At 50.5% G+C, this 17,420-nt stretch carries 15 protein-coding genes; 3 read left to right on the top strand and 12 right to left on the bottom strand.

The genetic code is table 11. The features are described from left to right. Nucleotides 1–7: 7 nt before the first annotated feature. The 4 genes from gndA to glpX form a co-directional block, all read right to left on the bottom strand. A complete protein-coding gene (gene gndA, locus SIB56_RS03045) occupies nucleotides 8–1,426 on the bottom strand; it encodes an NADP-dependent phosphogluconate dehydrogenase (RefSeq protein WP_413327057.1) in 1,419 nt (472 codons plus the stop codon). Between the two features lie 87 nt (nucleotides 1,427–1,513). Continuing rightward, the gene (locus SIB56_RS03040) at nucleotides 1,514–2,809 is read right to left on the bottom strand and encodes a glucose-1-phosphate adenylyltransferase (protein WP_413325281.1); all 1,296 of its coding nucleotides are present in this window, start codon (nucleotides 2,807–2,809) and stop codon (nucleotides 1,514–1,516) included. 130 nt (nucleotides 2,810–2,939) lie between these two features. Beyond that, nucleotides 2,940–4,253 (bottom strand): glutamyl-tRNA reductase, encoded by a 1,314-nt coding sequence (locus SIB56_RS03035; protein WP_413325279.1) that lies wholly within the window; start codon nucleotides 4,251–4,253, stop codon nucleotides 2,940–2,942. A 31-nt stretch (nucleotides 4,254–4,284) separates the two neighbouring features. Next, entirely contained in the window at nucleotides 4,285–5,289 is a 1,005-nt protein-coding gene (gene glpX, locus SIB56_RS03030; protein WP_413325278.1) for a class II fructose-bisphosphatase, read from the bottom strand. Nucleotides 5,290–5,447: 158 nt separating this feature from the next. On the opposite strand from glpX, the gene rpe reads away from it, so the two are divergent. After that, the gene (gene rpe / locus SIB56_RS03025) at nucleotides 5,448–6,182 is read left to right on the top strand and encodes a ribulose-phosphate 3-epimerase (RefSeq protein ID WP_413325276.1); all 735 of its coding nucleotides are present in this window, start codon (nucleotides 5,448–5,450) and stop codon (nucleotides 6,180–6,182) included. A gap of 30 nt (nucleotides 6,183–6,212) precedes the next feature. On the opposite strand, the gene SIB56_RS03020 is transcribed toward rpe, so the two are convergent. From SIB56_RS03020 to SIB56_RS03005, 4 genes are all read right to left on the bottom strand, one after another. Then, a complete protein-coding gene (locus SIB56_RS03020; RefSeq protein WP_413325274.1) occupies nucleotides 6,213–6,527 on the bottom strand; it encodes a DUF3288 family protein in 315 nt (104 codons plus the stop codon). A 144-nt stretch (nucleotides 6,528–6,671) separates the two neighbouring features. Next, nucleotides 6,672–8,411 carry an iron uptake porin gene (locus SIB56_RS03015; RefSeq protein WP_413325272.1) on the bottom strand — a complete coding sequence of 580 codons (1,740 nt, stop codon included), beginning with the start codon at nucleotides 8,409–8,411 and terminating at the stop codon, nucleotides 6,672–6,674. A 175-nt stretch (nucleotides 8,412–8,586) separates the two neighbouring features. Further along, a complete protein-coding gene (locus tag SIB56_RS03010) occupies nucleotides 8,587–8,904 on the bottom strand; it encodes an NINE protein (protein ID WP_413325270.1) in 318 nt (105 codons plus the stop codon). 621 nt (nucleotides 8,905–9,525) lie between these two features. Next, a complete protein-coding gene (locus SIB56_RS03005) occupies nucleotides 9,526–9,903 on the bottom strand; it encodes a hypothetical protein (RefSeq protein WP_413325268.1) in 378 nt (125 codons plus the stop codon). 255 nt (nucleotides 9,904–10,158) lie between these two features. On the opposite strand from SIB56_RS03005, the gene SIB56_RS03000 reads away from it, so the two are divergent. Then, nucleotides 10,159–10,419 (top strand): FeoA family protein, encoded by a 261-nt coding sequence (locus SIB56_RS03000; RefSeq protein WP_413325266.1) that lies wholly within the window; start codon nucleotides 10,159–10,161, stop codon nucleotides 10,417–10,419. A 39-nt stretch (nucleotides 10,420–10,458) separates the two neighbouring features. Then, nucleotides 10,459–12,303 (top strand): ferrous iron transport protein B, encoded by a 1,845-nt coding sequence (gene feoB / locus SIB56_RS02995; protein WP_413325264.1) that lies wholly within the window; start codon nucleotides 10,459–10,461, stop codon nucleotides 12,301–12,303. Nucleotides 12,304–12,553: 250 nt separating this feature from the next. On the opposite strand, the gene SIB56_RS02990 is transcribed toward feoB, so the two are convergent. From SIB56_RS02990 to SIB56_RS02975, 4 genes are all read right to left on the bottom strand, one after another. Beyond that, complete coding sequence (locus SIB56_RS02990; protein WP_413325262.1) at nucleotides 12,554–13,246, bottom strand: ParA family protein; 693 nt, start codon at nucleotides 13,244–13,246, stop codon at nucleotides 12,554–12,556. 1,159 nt (nucleotides 13,247–14,405) lie between these two features. Then, nucleotides 14,406–14,762 (bottom strand): hypothetical protein, encoded by a 357-nt coding sequence (locus SIB56_RS02985; protein ID WP_413325260.1) that lies wholly within the window; start codon nucleotides 14,760–14,762, stop codon nucleotides 14,406–14,408. A 272-nt stretch (nucleotides 14,763–15,034) separates the two neighbouring features. Then, nucleotides 15,035–15,853: a polyphosphate kinase 2 gene (gene ppk2, locus SIB56_RS02980; protein WP_413325258.1), complete on the bottom strand. Its 819-nt coding sequence runs from the start codon at nucleotides 15,851–15,853 to the stop codon at nucleotides 15,035–15,037. A 222-nt stretch (nucleotides 15,854–16,075) separates the two neighbouring features. Next, nucleotides 16,076–17,419: an ATP-binding protein gene (locus SIB56_RS02975; protein WP_413327055.1), complete on the bottom strand. Its 1,344-nt coding sequence runs from the start codon at nucleotides 17,417–17,419 to the stop codon at nucleotides 16,076–16,078. Nucleotide 17,420: the final 1 nt, after the last annotated feature.

Below are 17,420 nucleotides of genomic sequence, written 5' to 3'. Positions count from 1 at the left end.
CGGTTCCTCAGCTGAGCCACTCGGTGTGAAAAATCCCGTCCTTGTCGACACGCTCATAGGTGTGGGAACCGAAGCAGTCACGCATGGCCTGCACAAGGTTCTGGGGAAGACGAGCTGTGCGGTAGCTGTTGATGTAGTCGAGCGTGCTGCTCAGGCAGGGCACAGGAATCCCAGCAGCGGCTGCACCCGCAACCACCTTGGCTAGGCCGGGCAGCCGGCGATTCACCTGATCGGCGAACCACGGGTCAATCAGCAGGTTCGCCAGCTGGGGATCGGTGGTGAAGGCATCCTGGATGCGCTTGAGCAGTCGAGCTCGAATGATGCAGCCTCCTTTCCAGATCTGTGCGATCGAAGGCATGTTCAGGTTGTAGTTGTGTTCAGCGGATGCAATGCGCATCAGCTCCATGCCTTGGGCATAGCTGGCAATGCAGGCCAGAACCATGGCATCCATCAACGGAGCCATCCCATCAGTCGATGTCCCCATGTCGAATGACTGCATGGCCGGTCCTTTGAGGATCGATTCAGCCTTGATGCGCTGATCTTTCATGGAGCTCATCACGCGTCCGTTAAGAGCGGCATAGATCGTTGGAACCGAAGCGCCCATCTGAAGAGCGCTCACAACCGTCCAGAGACCGGTTCCCTTCTGACCCGCCTTGTCCTGGATCTTCTCCACAAGCGAAGTTCCATCATCGGGATCCATCGTGCGCAGACAGACTTCCGTGATTTCCACGAGATAGGAGGAGAGTTCCTCAGTGCTGTTCCAGTGGGCGAACACACCTGCCATTTCAAGACTGCTCATGCCACCGACCCGTTTCATCAGGTCATATCCCTCGGCAAGGATCTGCTCAATGCCGTACTCGATGCCGTTGTGAACCGTCTTGACGAAATGGCCCGCACCACCGGGACCGATGTAGGTCACACAAGGACCATCCTCAACCTGGGCCGCCATCTTGCGAACCAGACTCTCGATGGCGTCATAGGAGGCCTTAGTCCCTCCCGGCATCATGCTTGGGCCCTCTAGAGCACCCTTGGCTCCACCCGAGACGCCCATTCCGATGAATCCGAAGCTTTTGCTTTCGAGCTCGGCAACGCGACGTTCTGTGTCGTGATATTCCGAGTTACCACCGTCAATCAACAGATCGCCTTCATCCAGATAAGGCGAAATCTGTTCGATCACAGCATCCACGGGGCCACCCGCCTTCACCATCATCAGGATCCGTCTGGGACGTTCAAGCTTGTCGACAAAATCCTGGAGATCCGTCGCTGCCTGAATGTTCTTGCCGGCACCACGGCCCGACATGAATTCTTCCGTCTTGGAATAGGTGCGGTTGTAAACAACGCTGGAAAAGCCGTTGCGCTCGGCGTTGAGGACAAGGTTTTCCCCCATCACGCCAAGACCAATCAGACCGAAGTGGGCCTTGGACATGCTCAGCTGGACCATTCACTGCCGACAGTGTGACCATGACAACCCAAGTCGGCTGCAACATGGTCAATCTCTGTCAGGAATGAACGATCAGATCACGCTGCCATCGGGGATGGATGCGTTCTTCACCACAACGACGATTCCATTGCGGATGTAGAAGCCGAGTTCGGCACGATCCGCTTCTTCAACATGGTCCTTGTTGACGATGGTGACGTTGGAACCGATGCGAGCGTTCTTGTCGAGAATGGCCCGCTTGACCGTGGTGCCCTGGCCAACACCAAGGGGAATTCCACCTCGCTCTCTGAGAACAGCGCGCTCCTCGCTTGATTCAAAGAAATCAGCACCCATCACGAGGGTGTCCTGAAGCACCACATCGGATTCCAGCCTGCTGCGAACGCCAAGAACGCAGTGGTGAACACTGCAGGACTTCAGAATTGATCCCTCTCCGATGATGGAATTGGTGATCTGCACATCAACAAGCTTGCTGGGTGGCAGATAACGGGGACGTGTATAGATCGGAAATTTCTCGTCGTAGAAACTGAATGGAGGTTTCGGCTGTTGCGTCAGAGCGAGATTGGCCTCATAAAAGGCACCGATCGTTCCGATGTCCTCCCAGTAGTCGTCAAAGACATAGCTCTGAAGCTTGTCACCGCGGGCGAGTGACTCGGGAATGACCTCTTTACCGAAATCCTTGTGGTTGGTGTTTCCATCAAGCAGATCAAACAGTGTCTGACGACTGAACACATAGATGCCCATCGAAGCCAGATAAGGCCGCTCACTCGCAGATTCGGAACTGAGCCCGAAGCGTGAAGTATCCACTGCCATCTCCAGCAGGGAATCACCCTTCGGCTTTTCACGGAACTCCTGAATATTGCCATTGTCATCGGTCCTCATCAGACCGAAGGATTCGGCCTGTTTGGCATCCACAGGCAAAGCAGCCACCGTCAGGTCGGCGCCAGTGCGACGGTGATGCTCGATGAAACGGCTGTAATCCATTCGGTACAGCTGATCACCGGAAAGGATCAGGTATTCATCAACATCCCATTCCTGAAAAAGCCACTGATATTTGCGAACTGCATCAGCGGTTCCTTCAAACCAGGACGGACTGTCGGGAGTCTGCTGGGCAGCAAGAACCTCAACGAACCCACCGCCGAAGGAATTGCTGAGATTGAACGTCTGACTCAGGTGACGATTGAGGGATGCACTGTTGAACTGCGTCATCACGTACATCTTGTTGATGTCGGAGTTGATGCAGTTGCTGATCGGAATATCGATCAGGCGGTACTTACCGGCGAGAGGAACAGCGGGCTTGGCCCGCATCTTGGTGAGGGGATACAGACGCGTTCCCGCTCCTCCCCCGAGAATGATGGCCAGAACACGCTTCATGCCGCCCCCGCAGATCGGCTTTGCCGGGCAAACCTACCGGACTTTTGGTGCTCCAAACCGATGAATGGGCCAGATCCGACAAGAATGCTGGGAATCAGATTTGGACTGGAAACTTCAGGCTGGGGATGACTCAACGATCCGGCTCTTCATCCTGAGACAGATCAAACAAACGCTCAACCACAATGAGCGCATTCTGCCGCTCACTGCGCTGCTGTGGTGAACGAAGTGATGTCACAGGGGTATGCAGGATCTTGTTGATGATTCCTTTGCTGAGGGCCTCGACCACCTTGCGCTCACGCGCAGAGAAATCGGGGCCCATGCGGCTGAGCGCCTTCTGCAGTTCCTCGGAGCGAATCGACTCCAGCGAAGATCGAAGCCTGTTGATGGTGGGAACCGCCTCAAGGCTGTCCCACCATTCCAGGAACAACCTTGCTTCCTCATCAAGGAGTCCCTGTGCTTCCCTGGCCACCTGCTGGCGAGCTTCCTGATTGCGTTCGACAACTTCCTTCAGATCGTCGACGTCGTAGGCCTCGACGCCCGCGATTCCTTCCACATCCGCATCAATATTGCGGGGGACACCAATATCGACAAGTCTCAGTGAACTGCGTCGATTCAACTGCTGCAGACGAGCGGCATCAATGATCGGATCGTCCGCAGCAGTGCTGGTGAACACGAGCGAGCAGGTACTCAGACAGTGATCAAGATCTTTCAGTGGACGACACTGAACAGGTAGGTCGGAGAAGTCTGCGGCCAGTGCCTGTGCACGAGCCACAGTGCGGTTCAACACCACAACTCCCGAGGCACCCTTGGCCTTGAGGTGCTGCAGCAGAAGGCGACTCATCCTGCCGGCACCGACGACAGCGACCTGTTCATCTTCAAGGGTGACCAGATCATCAACACCTCGGCTCTGACCCAGCTTCAGCTGGGCAAGTTCAACAGCAGCGGAACTGATCGAGACAGCGCCGGTACCCAGGTTGGTTTCACTGCGGACTCTTTTCCCAGTGCTGACCGCCTGGGTCAGTAATCGATTGAGGATCGGGCCAAGAGATTTGTGCTCCTGGCCAAGGCGCATCATTTTCTTGACCTGAGACAGGATCTGGCCTTCTCCGAGCACAAGACTGTCAAGTCCGGCGGCAACCCTCATCAGGTGAGCGACGGCATCCTCGTGATGGAAAGTGAACAGGTGAGGTTTCAGATCGCTGGTGTCGAGACCGGAATGACCACTCAGAAACTCTCTGACGGCAGAGATTCCCAGCTCAGGGTTGCGAACGAGAGTGTAGATCTCGAGACGATTGCAGGTGCTGAGGATCGAGGCCTCCAGCACCTGATCATGACCCCGCAGATTCTGCAGGGATTCCTCCATGGTTTGCTCAGGAATGCTGAGCTTTTCCCGCACTTCAACCGGTGCCGTTCGATGACTGAGGCCGACAACGGCGATGTGCATGGAGAAAACCCTCGCTGCTTGAAGAAAGAGATCAGCTCAGAGCGATGCTCTGAGCGCCTTCCTTGATGTGAACCGTGTTGGTGAATCGGCAGGTGTCGTCAAGGTTGCTGATCACCAGGCTGCTGGTGCGGGTGCAGTCCTTCTCGAACTTAACGCCGTGGAACAGCAGTCCATCAGTGATGCCGCTGCCAGCGAACACAACGTGGTCACCGGATGCGAGCTCATCAGCTTCGTAGATCTTGTCGGGGTCACTGATCCCCATCTCGGCGAGACGGGCAAGGTTGCCCTCCTTGGTCAGGTCAGCCCACTCCTTGGTTTGGGCCACAGCAGGGTCATACACGAGCTGACCCTGGAAATGACCGCCCAGTGCGCGCATGGCAGCAGCGGAGATCACACCTTCGGGAGCAGCACCGATGCCCATCAGGCAGTGTGTGCCGGTTCCGGCGAAACCGCAGGCGATGGCGGCCTGAACGTCACCATCGGAAATGGGCTGAACACGCGCGCCGGTTGCGCGGATCTCGGCGATCAGATCCTTGTGGCGCGTGCGGTCCATTACGACGATGGTGAGTTCTTCAACGGCCATGCCGAGGCACTCGCTGAGAATCTTGATGTTTTCGGTTGCCGACTTGCGGATGTCGACCTTGCCCTTCGCCGCCGGGGGGGCCGCCAGCTTCTTCATATAGAAGTCAGGTGCATTGAACAGGCCGCCACGGTCGGATGCCGCCAGCACAGCCATCGAACCGCGCTGATTGTTGGCGCAGAGATTGGTGCCTTCGCAGGGGTCAACAGCAAAGTCGACACCGGGACCGTTGCCGCTGCCCACCTCTTCTCCGATGTAAAGCATGGGAGCTTCGTCCCGTTCGCCCTCACCGATGACAATCCGACCTTGCATCTGGATCTGGCCCATGCGCTGACGCATGGCTTCGACGGCAGCGGCATCGGCTTCATCCTTTTTGCCGAGGCCGGTGAGGCGGGCGGAGGCGATGGCCGCCTGCTCAACGACCTCAAGAATTTCCTGGATGAGAGTGCGATCCACTGGAGTGCGGCGGGGAACTAGATGCGGTGAGGATCAGCTCTCAGGACTTGGCGCCACTGGGCTTTTCGCTCAAAAGCGCGGCTTACTGTATCAGTGACTTCGAGCGGGCCTGACATCATTGGCGCTTCCCTAAAGTCCCCCGAGTTTTAAGGCCCTCCATGACTGCATCCGAACGCCCGATTCAGATCATTCCATCAGTGCTCCCCGCTGATTGGGCCGCAATGGGTCAATGCGTCAAGGATCTCGAGGCCGCGGGTGTCGACAGGATTCAGTTCGATGTGATGGACGGCAACTTCGTGCCTAATCTCACGTTCGGTCCTGAGCTGATCAAGGCATGCCGCAGGCATTGCAACGTGATGTTCGAAACTCAGCTGATGGTGAGCCAGTACAACTGCGAAACCATGCTTGAGCAATACGTGGAGGCCTCCAAGGGACCGAACGGTGAGCCAGGTGTTGTCATCGCTCACGTGGAAGCGAACACCCATCTGCACCGTGTGCTGGGCCGCATTCGTCAGCTTGGTGGCAGTCCCTCAGTGGCAATGAATCCACACACACCGATGGACATGGTCAAGAACGTGCTTGACATGGTTGACCATGTGCTCGTGATGACGGTGAATCCTGGATTTGGAGGACAGGCCTACATCCCGACCATGCTGGACAAGATTTCACAACTGAGAAAAACGATCATCGAGCGCGATCTCACTGTTGATATCGAAGTCGACGGCGGCATCAAAGCCAACTGGACAATCTCGCAATGCTGCGCAGCAGGTGCCAACTGCTTCATCGCCGGCAGCGGCATGTTTGCCTACCCGACCTTGAAAGAGGGTTGCGACGATCTTCGTCGCGTCGCCGAAGACGCAAGGGCAGGCAATGTTCTGCCAACTCCTGCCTGATGGGCTCGACTGGATGAGATGGAAGGGTGCTTAACCCTCCCGATCAGCCACATCGGCACCCGAACCAAGCTCGCTGTCAATCTGTTGGCCAGGCTTCCAGCCACTGGCCCAGATTTCACGGCACCTGGCATTGAGGCTGTGCAGATCCAGATTCCAGGATTGAATGACCTTGAGGATGTCGTCCTTGAGGTCGTCAGCTCCTGGGAAGTCCCCATATCTCATTAGCAACCTTGCAGCGACAGTGAGTTGTTCAGGACCTGGTTCACCCTGATGGCCCAGCAGAGCATCCACCTGATCACGATCCGTTGCATAGAGAGGATGTGCCTGGCCGTGCTGATCACTCATGGAGGAGCTAGAAGCTTCCGCACCAGAATGTCATTGGTCAGGAAAGTCATCGACCTGTCAACAAAAAAGCCGGCCTGTATCGGGCCGGCTTTCGATCAACTATGGGCAAAGTTGCGAAGATGAATATCCGCAACAGTGACTTGATCAGAAGGTGAATGTGGTTCGGACAAGACCACCAAACTGATTGAAGGTGCCATCCTTGCCCTGTCTGCCATCGAAGGTGAGATCACCAAGGGGGCGACTTAGATAGAACAGGGAAGGGGTCAAAGTGATGTTGTCTGTGACCTGGAAACCGTAATAGGCCTCCATGGCATAGTTGCCATCAAACGGTGTGTCGCCGCCTTTTAAAGCAGTAGCGAAAGTTGGCTGACCAATGGCAAGTCCAAGACTGTTGCCCTGCAGGAAAGCATCATCCCAATGAATTGAAACCTGCCAAGACTGAGATGTTGTGACAACACCGTCCGGGGAGCCGTCTGTATCGTTAGTAGTGTTAATACCCCAACCAGCGCTGATCGCAGGAATCCAGCCGGTGTCTTCAGGTTGCCAATAGCCGGAAAGGGCAAATGCATTCAGGGAACTGTCGCTAAGCGCATCACTGAGGAGATAACTCAGTTGTGTAAAGGCCGTGGTGTAAGGGACGAGACTTGCATCCTGAAGGTAGGAATACACACCGGCGATGCCCCACTGTTCTGCCTGGTAACCGATTTGAACAGTTCCAACACCAGCGGCGCCATCAGTCGCAATTCCACCCTCCGTTGGATTACTGATGTTTCCGTTGGCGGCTACGTATTGAACACCGGCAACAAAACCCTCATTTTCATAATTCAATCCTGCACCAGGGCCCTGAGTTTTGTTGTAAGCACCAGGAGCACCATTAAGTGTCAGAACGTCGAGGACCGTATTGCCATCTCCTGAAGGATAGACAGATGGCCACATGGGCATCATGTCATCTTGACCAACATTGGCACCAGCTATGAATGTGAAAGATGAACCGATCGGAGCGGAATAAAAGATTTTATCGATATAGATACTATTGCCTGAACCGCTACTATCTAAAGAATCGGAAGCAACCTCAAGTGTCGACAGAGTTGTGGGTGCACCAAAGAATGGCGTTGGGCCGAAGTTACCAGCTCGGAGAGTGGTGGTAAGCAGATCCTTACCAGTGAAGCTGGTATTGAGATTGAGCTGAATATCGTAATTGAAGGTTGTCGCTCCATACTCACGATTTTCGTAATCCTGAGCATTGATACCACCATTTCTGCCAGTAACAATGAGATCTGTCAGGTCTTCAGCTCCATCAAAATAATCATCAATTTGCTGCGGAGTGAAACTGAGATCGAATCTGTCTTTGATGCGTTCGATATCAAAAACGTTGAGCTCGCCCCCAAAGGTGTTGGCTCCGACAACGAAGCTAACCTGTCCTTCCAACTTGGTGGTGGTGGAGAACTGGGTGGCTTCCAGTTCTCCGACGCGAGCTTCCAGACCATCAACGCGGCCCTTGACGATGGCGAGTTCCTTCTCGAACTCCTTCATCAGACGCTTGAGCTCGTCGGTCACTTCGGTGACTCGGTCGAGGCAGGCGTTCAACAGTGCAGCCGCCTCGAAGCGGGTCATGGCACGGTTGCCGCGGTAGGTGCCGTTGGGGTAACCGGCGACGCAGCCGTAGCGCTCGATCAGGTTGCTGAGTGCCTGATAGGCCCAGTCGGTCGGATAAACATCCGAGAACTGAGTGATGCTGGTGACCTGCTCTTCAGCAGCTGTCTCATGGGAGACCGAGGCATAACCGGAAACACCACTGACATTCATGTCAGCAGCGTTGGCAGCCACAGGAGCCATAAGGCCCAGCGCCGCAGGAGCAACCAGCAGTTGCTTGAACAATTTCATGGAGTTCCTCACACCGAAAAAAGAGGAAGACAAATATTAAAGACAGAAATCAGAAAAACAAGAGTTAATTCGGAAAGTATCCCAAATGATCACAGTGGATGTCTAAATGAGACTGAACAGAAGGCTTCACCCCATAGTCAGTTTGTGTAGTCCTGAAAACAAGAGGTGCTGCACGTCAATAGGGGCTTAGCTGCTGGATATCGTCATAGAGCTGCTTCGCAAGCTTGTTGTTGTATCCGGTACACAATTCACGCATGCACAAGGCATCGAAAATAGAAAACAGAGCCGGCAGCAGAGTCCAGGAAAAAATGAGAAACACAAGACCACCTTTTCTATCATCAAGCCAAAACCGGTGAAAACCAAACCATCCCAAAAGCAACGCATACACAACACCTAGCGAAGGCTGCCTGCAACGAAGTTCAAACTCATTGTCAAAGACCATTTGCTGGCCATGTGACATTTTCTTTGCGAGATGCTTGTACTCCTTTCTCATCTACGAAATACTCACAGATAACTCCTGCAGGCTAACAACGACAGAATGGTCAATCAAGCAAAACACAACAGAAAAATATGATGTGCCAAGTAGATGAGACAGACTCCTGATCAGAGAAGCAGATGTCACGCGTTATTCAAAGGAGCCTTTACATCAATCAACGGCGTACAACCCATCAATGATGCAAGCCATACATCTTGAATTGAAAAGTAATGAAAAATTCTGGGTCCAAGTAGCGGGGGAGCGATAGCGTTGAAGTTGAAACAGTCCCAGGAAAACTGATGCCACATTGCAGCAAGTGCGGAAAGATGCCACCACTTGGCTTAAAAAAGTTGTTCAAAAGCTTTTGGGCTTTAATGAAAACCGTTCTAAGACAACTAAAAACTTTCATCGATTCTGGTTCGAAGACAATTCGAAGCAATACAATGAAGAGCAGGTAATGACACAATCAATCAACGAATGATCAACTCAACAAACCAAACCGATACATTATCCAAAATCAAACGGATTCAAGCAACAACCCAGGCCTCTTCCTGGTCGTCCCTCTCTAAAATTCCAGAAAAATTAGTTTTCCAGTGATCATAGGCAACATCAAACTCATGATCCCAGAGAGCTGGAATTTCAATGACTGATTTCTTGAAATATCCATCTTTGATAGAACTTTAGATACAACCGGCGAAGAGCAATCCAACGAGGCTCATTTTTATGAGACATCCGTAACATGATATCTTGTTTCTCACCATCAATATCTTCATCGGGAATGCAATAAAAGTCCCCGACTCTTCGCTTGGAACGCAAAAAATGTCCCTCCTCTAGCAAGTGATTGGTGATTGCTTCCTGACCACCCTTCTGATCCAGATGCTGAAAAAGCTTTCTCGCCCTTTTAAGACCGGTTTGATATCTACGATTGGCTAACCACTGAGTAATTGCGGTACGACGTGTGATGGCTATAAGCACAAGTACAAGAGCAATCAACAACTCAATTTCGATAATCAGCATAAAATTTGCATGACTTTTTCAAACGTAGCAATACTCGCGAAGACGACAAGCAACATCATTTACCTTGTGTAATTTGCTACAAGGAGAGAAGGGGCGGGGGCTTTGGCCATAAAAAATTTCCATACAAATCAAAGGGTTCAAGGAAAGACTGTGTAAAAAATTCTACTAACAAGGAAGTTTTTAAGCTGTCTTTAATTGCCAGGCTTATAACTCGTTACTAGCCTTTCAAAAGAGATGCACTATCCAAACTAGAAAATGAATCTAAGTGAACTGGCAGTTCATCATTCCGCAACTGTTGTTGGCGTCAGCAGTGATGGCAGTGATCTAAGCAATTCATTCAAAGACCGATTGGAAGCAATGGGCATAAGAAAAGGTCGAAAAGTTCAAGTGATGCGCAAAGCTCCTGGAGGTGATCCATTTGAAGTCAGAGTTGGCAGCACGACGGAAATTGCAATACGCAAATCGGAAGCTGCCCTTGTGGAGATCACCGACGTCGCTGATCTCAAAAAAAATTGACTCCCTGAGTTCCTTCTCCATAAATTCTTAACTTCAACCATGATCACAGCAGAAACAGGCAAGCAGACACAATCCAAAAACGAAGTCCCACGGATTGTTTTCATCGGTCAGCCAAACACGGGTAAATCAACTTTTTTCAACCGTGTCACCAACGCCACTGCAGGTGTGGCCAACTGGCCAGGTCTGACTGTTGATTTCATGCAGGCAAAAGTTGAACGCGAAGGAAAAACAGCAGAATTCGTCGATTTGCCTGGAATTTATGATCTTGATGGATTCACTGAAGACGAAAAAGTTGTTCAAGATTTTTTAGAAAAGTACAGCTTTGATTTGATCGTGTGCGTTATCAATGCGTCACAGATTGATAGACAGATATTACTTCCACTTCAACTAAAAAAACTTGGCATCCCGTGCTTAGTTGCTCTAAACATGGCTGACGAAGTCAAGCGTTTTGGGGTAAAGATAAATACGCAAAGTTTATCTCAATATCTGGGAATGCCAGTGTTCACAATTAGTGCCAAATATGGTGCTGGGTGCAGCCTGGCAATTGATGGGATCTGGAAAACTGTCAACGACATCACCGATTCTTTCAAAGTTTCAGAATTAGTTGAATTCTGCCGTGAAAACAAAATCACTGACGAAGAGATACAGGAGTCTCTTGATCAGGGCATTGAAATGCCACCGGAAAATCTGGTGACATTTACAAACCGGATGGATGCAGTTCTTTTGCACCCAATTTTTGGTTTACCAATATTCTTTTTGACAATGCTGGCTCTATTCCTGTTCATCTGGAATGTCGGCATGCCAGCGCAGGATCCTGTCGGTGATTTCACAGATTGGTTGCAGGAAACTGTTCTGGAGCCTGGATTGAGTTTTCTTCCTGATCTTGTCAAAGATTTTGTAATTAATGGACCATATACTGGTTTCGCATCCTTGCTTGGCTTCGTGCCGCTGGTTGCATTCTTCTTTGTTGTGATGACCGCTCTCGAAGACAGTGGATATCTCTCAAGGGCCGCATATCTGATGGACAACATCATGCGTAAGGCCGGCCTTGATGGTCGGGGATTCGTGATGCAGTTGTTCGGATTTGGATGCAACGTTCCAGCGATCATGGGCACACGAACCATTCGCTCTCGGAGTCAGAGATTACTTTCAATTTTGGTAATTCCTTTTGCTCTGTGTTCCGCTCGGCTTCAGGTTTTCGTGTTTTTCCTGGGAATCATTCTGCCGAGTTACTTAGGAGCTGTTGCACTCTGGCTGCTTTACATCATCAGTTTTGTTGTTGCCTTCGTGATGGCGGCTATTTTCAATGCAAGTGGCCAGTTCAAATCCAAAGACCCCTTTGTCATCGAACTACCTCCCTACAGAACTCCAACTTTCAAGCAAGTTGCACTAAATGTATGGAGCGAAATGAAGACGTTTGTACAGAAGCTCTCAGTCTTCATGATTATCGGCACAACCATTACCTGGTTCCTGACCAACTACCCCGGCGGTACAGAAGGCATTAACACCTACGCAGGTCAGATCGGAACCTTCTTCCAGCCCTTGATGGCACCACTGGGAATTAATCCGCTGCTGACTGTTTCACTCATTATTGGTTTCGTTGCCAAAGAAGTTCAATTGGCTGCTGTTGCAACCATGTACGGGTTGGGAGAAGGGAGTGATGCTCTTAAAACAGCACTTGGTGGTGCAATCAACTTTCAACAGGGCTTCAGCTACTGCTTGTTCAGTTTGCTATATGTCCCATGCTTAACCACAGTTGCAACAATCTGGGGGGAAACAAAGTCGGCACGTTTCACTCTGTTTTCAGTGGCTGTATCAATGGTCGTTGCCTGGGTCGTGGCATTTGGTTTTTATCAATCCTATAATTTGATATTCGCTTCTTAAACTAAAAACAAATGACCTGATGATGATTTATTTAATCATTATCAGGTTTTTTGGTGTTTACGAAAATTGAATAAAATGACAATCAAGTCAGCACTCCTGCCGAATACATAAATAATTTAATTACCAGGTCTGCAGCTTTAGTTAATCTGATCGACGCAATCGCAAACACATTCGTTATGAACTCAAACGATAAATACTACAACTCGATCAAAACCAAGCTCTTTTGGCGTATAAATCCTTTGGTAAAAGCTTATGCAGCGCGATTTTCCAATGGTGTGTAATCCCACCCAATTGGACTTAAAGGCTTGACGAGCTCTCGATAAGACTTGAAGATAGCTTCAATCTCAGAACAGGCTTTCTCATAAGCAAACCAACCTGTCATTCTGTTTGCATGTGAACGCCCTCTCTTGTCCACAGCTTGATCGACTGTGACTCCATTGGTTTCAGCACTTTCGAAAGCACTGAGCAGCGGAATCTGTGAATCAAGAACATGAATATCGAAACCTGAGAGAATTTCGATAGCAGATTGCGCAGCTGTTTTCTTACGCGAGTCAACTTTGACTAACAAAGCAGCATATGGAATACGGTAGTTATTCAAAAGAGTGGACATCTCAACTGTTAATTCCAGTGATCGGCTTTGTGGCGTCGTTGGTAAAACAATGATGTCTGAGCCTTCAACAAGATTTTTAAGCTCTTCCTCATTGCTACTCGCTTGTCCATCAGTGACAACAATATCTGCACCTCTTGCGGCTTTCGCAGCAGCCTCTATCGGTATCACTGGATACGGAAGTAGTTCACGAGCACCATAGGCAGTTGCTGAACGGTTTCGATCAGCATCGATCAAAGCGACTCTCTTCTGCTGATAAGCCCAGATTGCTGCCAGATGGACGCTTGTACAAGTTTTGGCAACTCCACCTTTTTGCCCAAAAACAGTGATAAACATTGTTTGAGACTTTTTTAAACATCATCACGTCAGGATTGGAATTGTCAAGTCCCCTGAATTCCTGTTCAGAACAAGCTACAGGTAGACGACAACCCCCATTGTTCAGGGAATTCCCGTGGCCAGTATCAGTCAAAGGAAATACAAACCATACAATCGAAGAGAATAAAGAAGGAACGGAATAGTTTTTCATTGAACGTATGGATCTATATCTACATCTATAATTTCAAATTGAATTGAAATATCAAAGCTGATCATAGTCAGTGACATTAGGGGCAATAAGATTTTTAGATCTCTTTGTCACGGCAATGATTGTCAAAAATCTGGCAATCCATTCCGGGTTGTGCACAAAACCCGGTTCAGCTAACCATACATAGTGCCTTACTCAACTGATTCAGAACAGACAAACTCGAAGCAATAGATCTGTTCGAACGGTAGAAGCGACTGTAGTTTGTCATTCTGGAAAATCTGAGTATGCGCCGCATATAAAGTTAATCAATTGAAAAACGATGAAATCATCGCGCAAATCGATCCAGATCTGTTCAATGCCTTTTTATCAATAAAAACGGGGCGGTATCCCTATCGCCCCGAAACAAGCAACATGCCTGGGGCAAGGACACCAGACTTTCAAATTATCTCGAATCTGTTGGAGCAACTGTGGATCCATCGCGTGTTTTCAAGCCATCAATGCATCAGGGCCATGCCATGACCATCTCAACAACTTCGTGCTGAGTTGAAAAATTGATCTGAAACCTTGTCAATGAACTGATCCCTCTGCATGGGACGCAATTAACAATGAACCCGGAGATGACTAAACAGTCACCACTGAATGCATAAAATCGAACATCATCTGCTCGCCTTCTGGCCAGATTGTTCCCTATGAACGAAAATTCAAACGAAAAACGATCCCATGACGAACAGGCTGAGACATTTTCAGCCTGGATGAAGCGAAACCGATTGGACAGAGGACAACCCTGGTTGTTCTATGGCGAAGATGAATCGTTTGAAGACTACAACTAAAGCAGCCAGATTGATTCAGCATCTAGTTGTTTAAACTTTTCATCTATAAAACAAATCATAAATATGCGAATTTATGATTGCCAAAGTTTTATATTTAACAGCTTGGTTGAATGTTGAATTTAGATTATTTCAAACTGGGAAACTAAGTCTTCACCGTTTCCAATCTTTGCTGATTTGAATAAGTTGTACGCTTCACGACTCTGGGCTCACCAGTTTTTCGTTCAGTTTCAACGAGCCACTGCTCAAGCTCAATCGAATTGATCATTTCGAATATTTCGTTAACGGATGCAAGATTTTGCTGCATGAATTCCATAACAACCCTCATTTTCGCGAAAACCTCATCCTCTGTATCGCAGAAGTACCTCACAGGCCCCTGCACACCTCGACTGACATATTGATTAAGGAATCTTTCCAGGCTGTCTTTCTCGTAACCATCCTCAATTGAACTCTGAAGTTCTATGTTTTTGACAGTGAAATAAGTTTCTGAATTGTCAGGCATGTCTTGTAAACTTTTGCGCACCCTAATCACCCAAATTCTCGATTGTCGAACAACTAGATACATAACGGTCGTCCTTAAATCACCCTGTATCTATCATCACTGACAGGAGATGACCTTGCGAGGCATGGCCTTAACCAAACATCTGAATGGCGATCGCGAAAAGCTGTCTAATCAGGAAAGATTGATTCGAATTGATCAACAGCCAAAATATTCTTACCCAAATCAACCTCTAAAGATCGAAAAGATATATTTACTCAGTCTTGTCCCACTCATTAGCCCTCCTGAGGTTGGGGATAGGCATTTGGAACAAAGAATTGCTCATTGATGGGTGGTCGTGCATAGTCACCTTTCCTGGGTCTTGGAGGCAGCTTGATTCCTGGCGGTGTCATGTCTTCCCATGGCACCTTGCTGAGCACATGACGAAGACAATTGAGCCTGGCTCTTCTCTTGTCGTCTGCTTCAACAGTGAACCACGGTGCTTCAGGAATATTGGTGCGCGTGAACATTTCATCCTTGGCCTTCGAGAAATCCACCCAGCGATTTCTGGCTTCAAGATCCATCGGACTCAACTTCCAGCGGCGTGTGGGATCATCAATGCGCGACTGAAAACGTGCCTCCTGTTCTGTGTCGCTGACAGAGAACCAATACTTCAACAGAAGAATTCCGCTGCGCACAAGCATCCGCTCGAATTCAGGCGCATCATCCAGAAACTGCTCAACCTGATCAGGCGTGCAAAACTCCATCACACGTTCCACACCCGCCCGGTTGTACCAACTCCGGTCGAACACAACAATCTCGCCGGCCGCAGGGAAATGTTCCACATAACGCTGGAAATACCACTGGCTTTTCTGTCGCTCAGTTGGTGTTCCCAGGGCAACAACTCTGCAACCGCGAGGGTTCAACGGTTCTGTCAGTCGTTTGATCGTCCCGCCCTTACCGGCTGCATCACGCCCCTCAAAAAGGATGATCATCCGATAGCCGGTGTCTCGTATCCAGTACTGCATCCTGACGAGATCTGTCTGCAGACGTGTCAGTTCAGCTTCGTAGAGCTTTTTGTTCATTCGCTCGATCTTGTGCGGGTGATCGTCCATGCGATCCCCAGCAATCTGCGATGGAGTTTCGATCTCGTGAGCAGTGCCACCAAGCGTGACAACATCAGATTCAGAACAGTGGCCTGAAGCAGCTCTGTCCTTGCCGTGGACATGTTTTTTTGCCTTGCTTTTGTCCTTGCTTCCCATGATCGACTCTGATCCATTCCCATTGGAGGCGGCGCAAACCGCGAGCTCGAGTTCTGCTCCGGTTTTTCTCAGATTTCAACAATTCTGCGCTGTGGAATGCCCATCAAGAAAAGGCAGACTGAGGCGAATCGCGAATGTTCCTGGATCGAGAAAAGATCCACCGGCACTGTGATGAATGCACTCAAGCCGGCCACCATGCAGACGGGCCACATGAGAAACGATGGCCAGTCCAAGTCCGCAGTGACCCTGCTGACCACGCGATGAATCCAGGCGATGGAACGGCTGCAGAGCCTCTTCCCATTGCTGGGATGGCATCCCCTTGCCTTGATCCCAGACATCGATGCAGCAGCGGTCATCGTTGTGATGCAAGCGCAGGATGACTGGCGAAATCCCATAGGAAAAAGCATTGTCGATCAGGTTTGCGATCGCACGGCTGAGAGCCACCGGTTTCACTGACAAGGACAAGGGGGCAAGATCGAGCTGAAGTTGATCCGCAGGGTGACTGCTGGCCACTTCCGCAAGCAATTGATCCAAAGGAACTTCCACGGAGACTTCGCTATCGCCACCTCCTGCAAACAGCAAGAACTGACCGGTGATTCGCTCCAGAGATTGCAAATCACCGCTGCAACGCTCTCGTTCATCCGCTGAAAGCTGCGGCATGGAGAGGCGGAACTGGAGACGAGTGATCGGTGCTCTCAGATCATGTGCGATACCTGCAAGCATCGTTGCCCGCTCGCGACGGTTTGAAGCCAGACGCTGCACCATGGCATTGAAACGCTGGGTGAGGCGCTGGACCTCAGGCGCTCCACGGGCGGGCACCGCCTCCGGATCCTCACCATCACCCACCCGGGAAAGCGCTTTCTCCAGCCCGCGCAGAGGTGCCTCGACCTCCACAAGCAGAAACAAGCCACCACAGATAATTCCGGCGCCCACCAGGGAAAGAGCGAGAAGTGTGGGCTCTGGTGGCCAGCGCATCATCGAGGGCACATCCACTCGCAGCCAGATGGGCTCCAGAGGCGAAATCAGTTCGATCCAGACACTGCGTTCACCACGGGCAGCCCGGTCGGGCAGGACCATTGGACAGTGCGACAGGCGTTGACAGAGCTGAAGCTGCAGCGCCTCCGCCTGACGCTTGAAGGCTGCTGAAGGAGGCAGAGGTGCGGGTTTTGGACGAACGGTGACCTCAAGGTCAAGACCACTCAGTTCCGCGACGAGATGGGGGGGATAACGCTCCAGTGCCAACTCGGTGAGCCGGACGTTGAGAGCAAGATCCCTGCCGAGCTGAATGGTCTGCAACTGTTCCAGCTGGCGACCGAACAGAGCCTGAAAAACCACCAGGCAGAACGCAGAACTGCCGAGAGCAAGTCCTCCCCAGCCGAGAAGAGCGATCAGACGCTTCTGCCATGGACGGGAAGAAATA

This window comes from Synechococcus sp. MIT S9503 (assembly GCF_047304175.1).
GTDB lineage: Bacteria > Cyanobacteriota > Cyanobacteriia > PCC-6307 > Cyanobiaceae > Synechococcus_C.
Note: the sequence above shows the minus strand (reverse complement) of the source record. Positions and strands in the feature narration are given on the sequence as shown.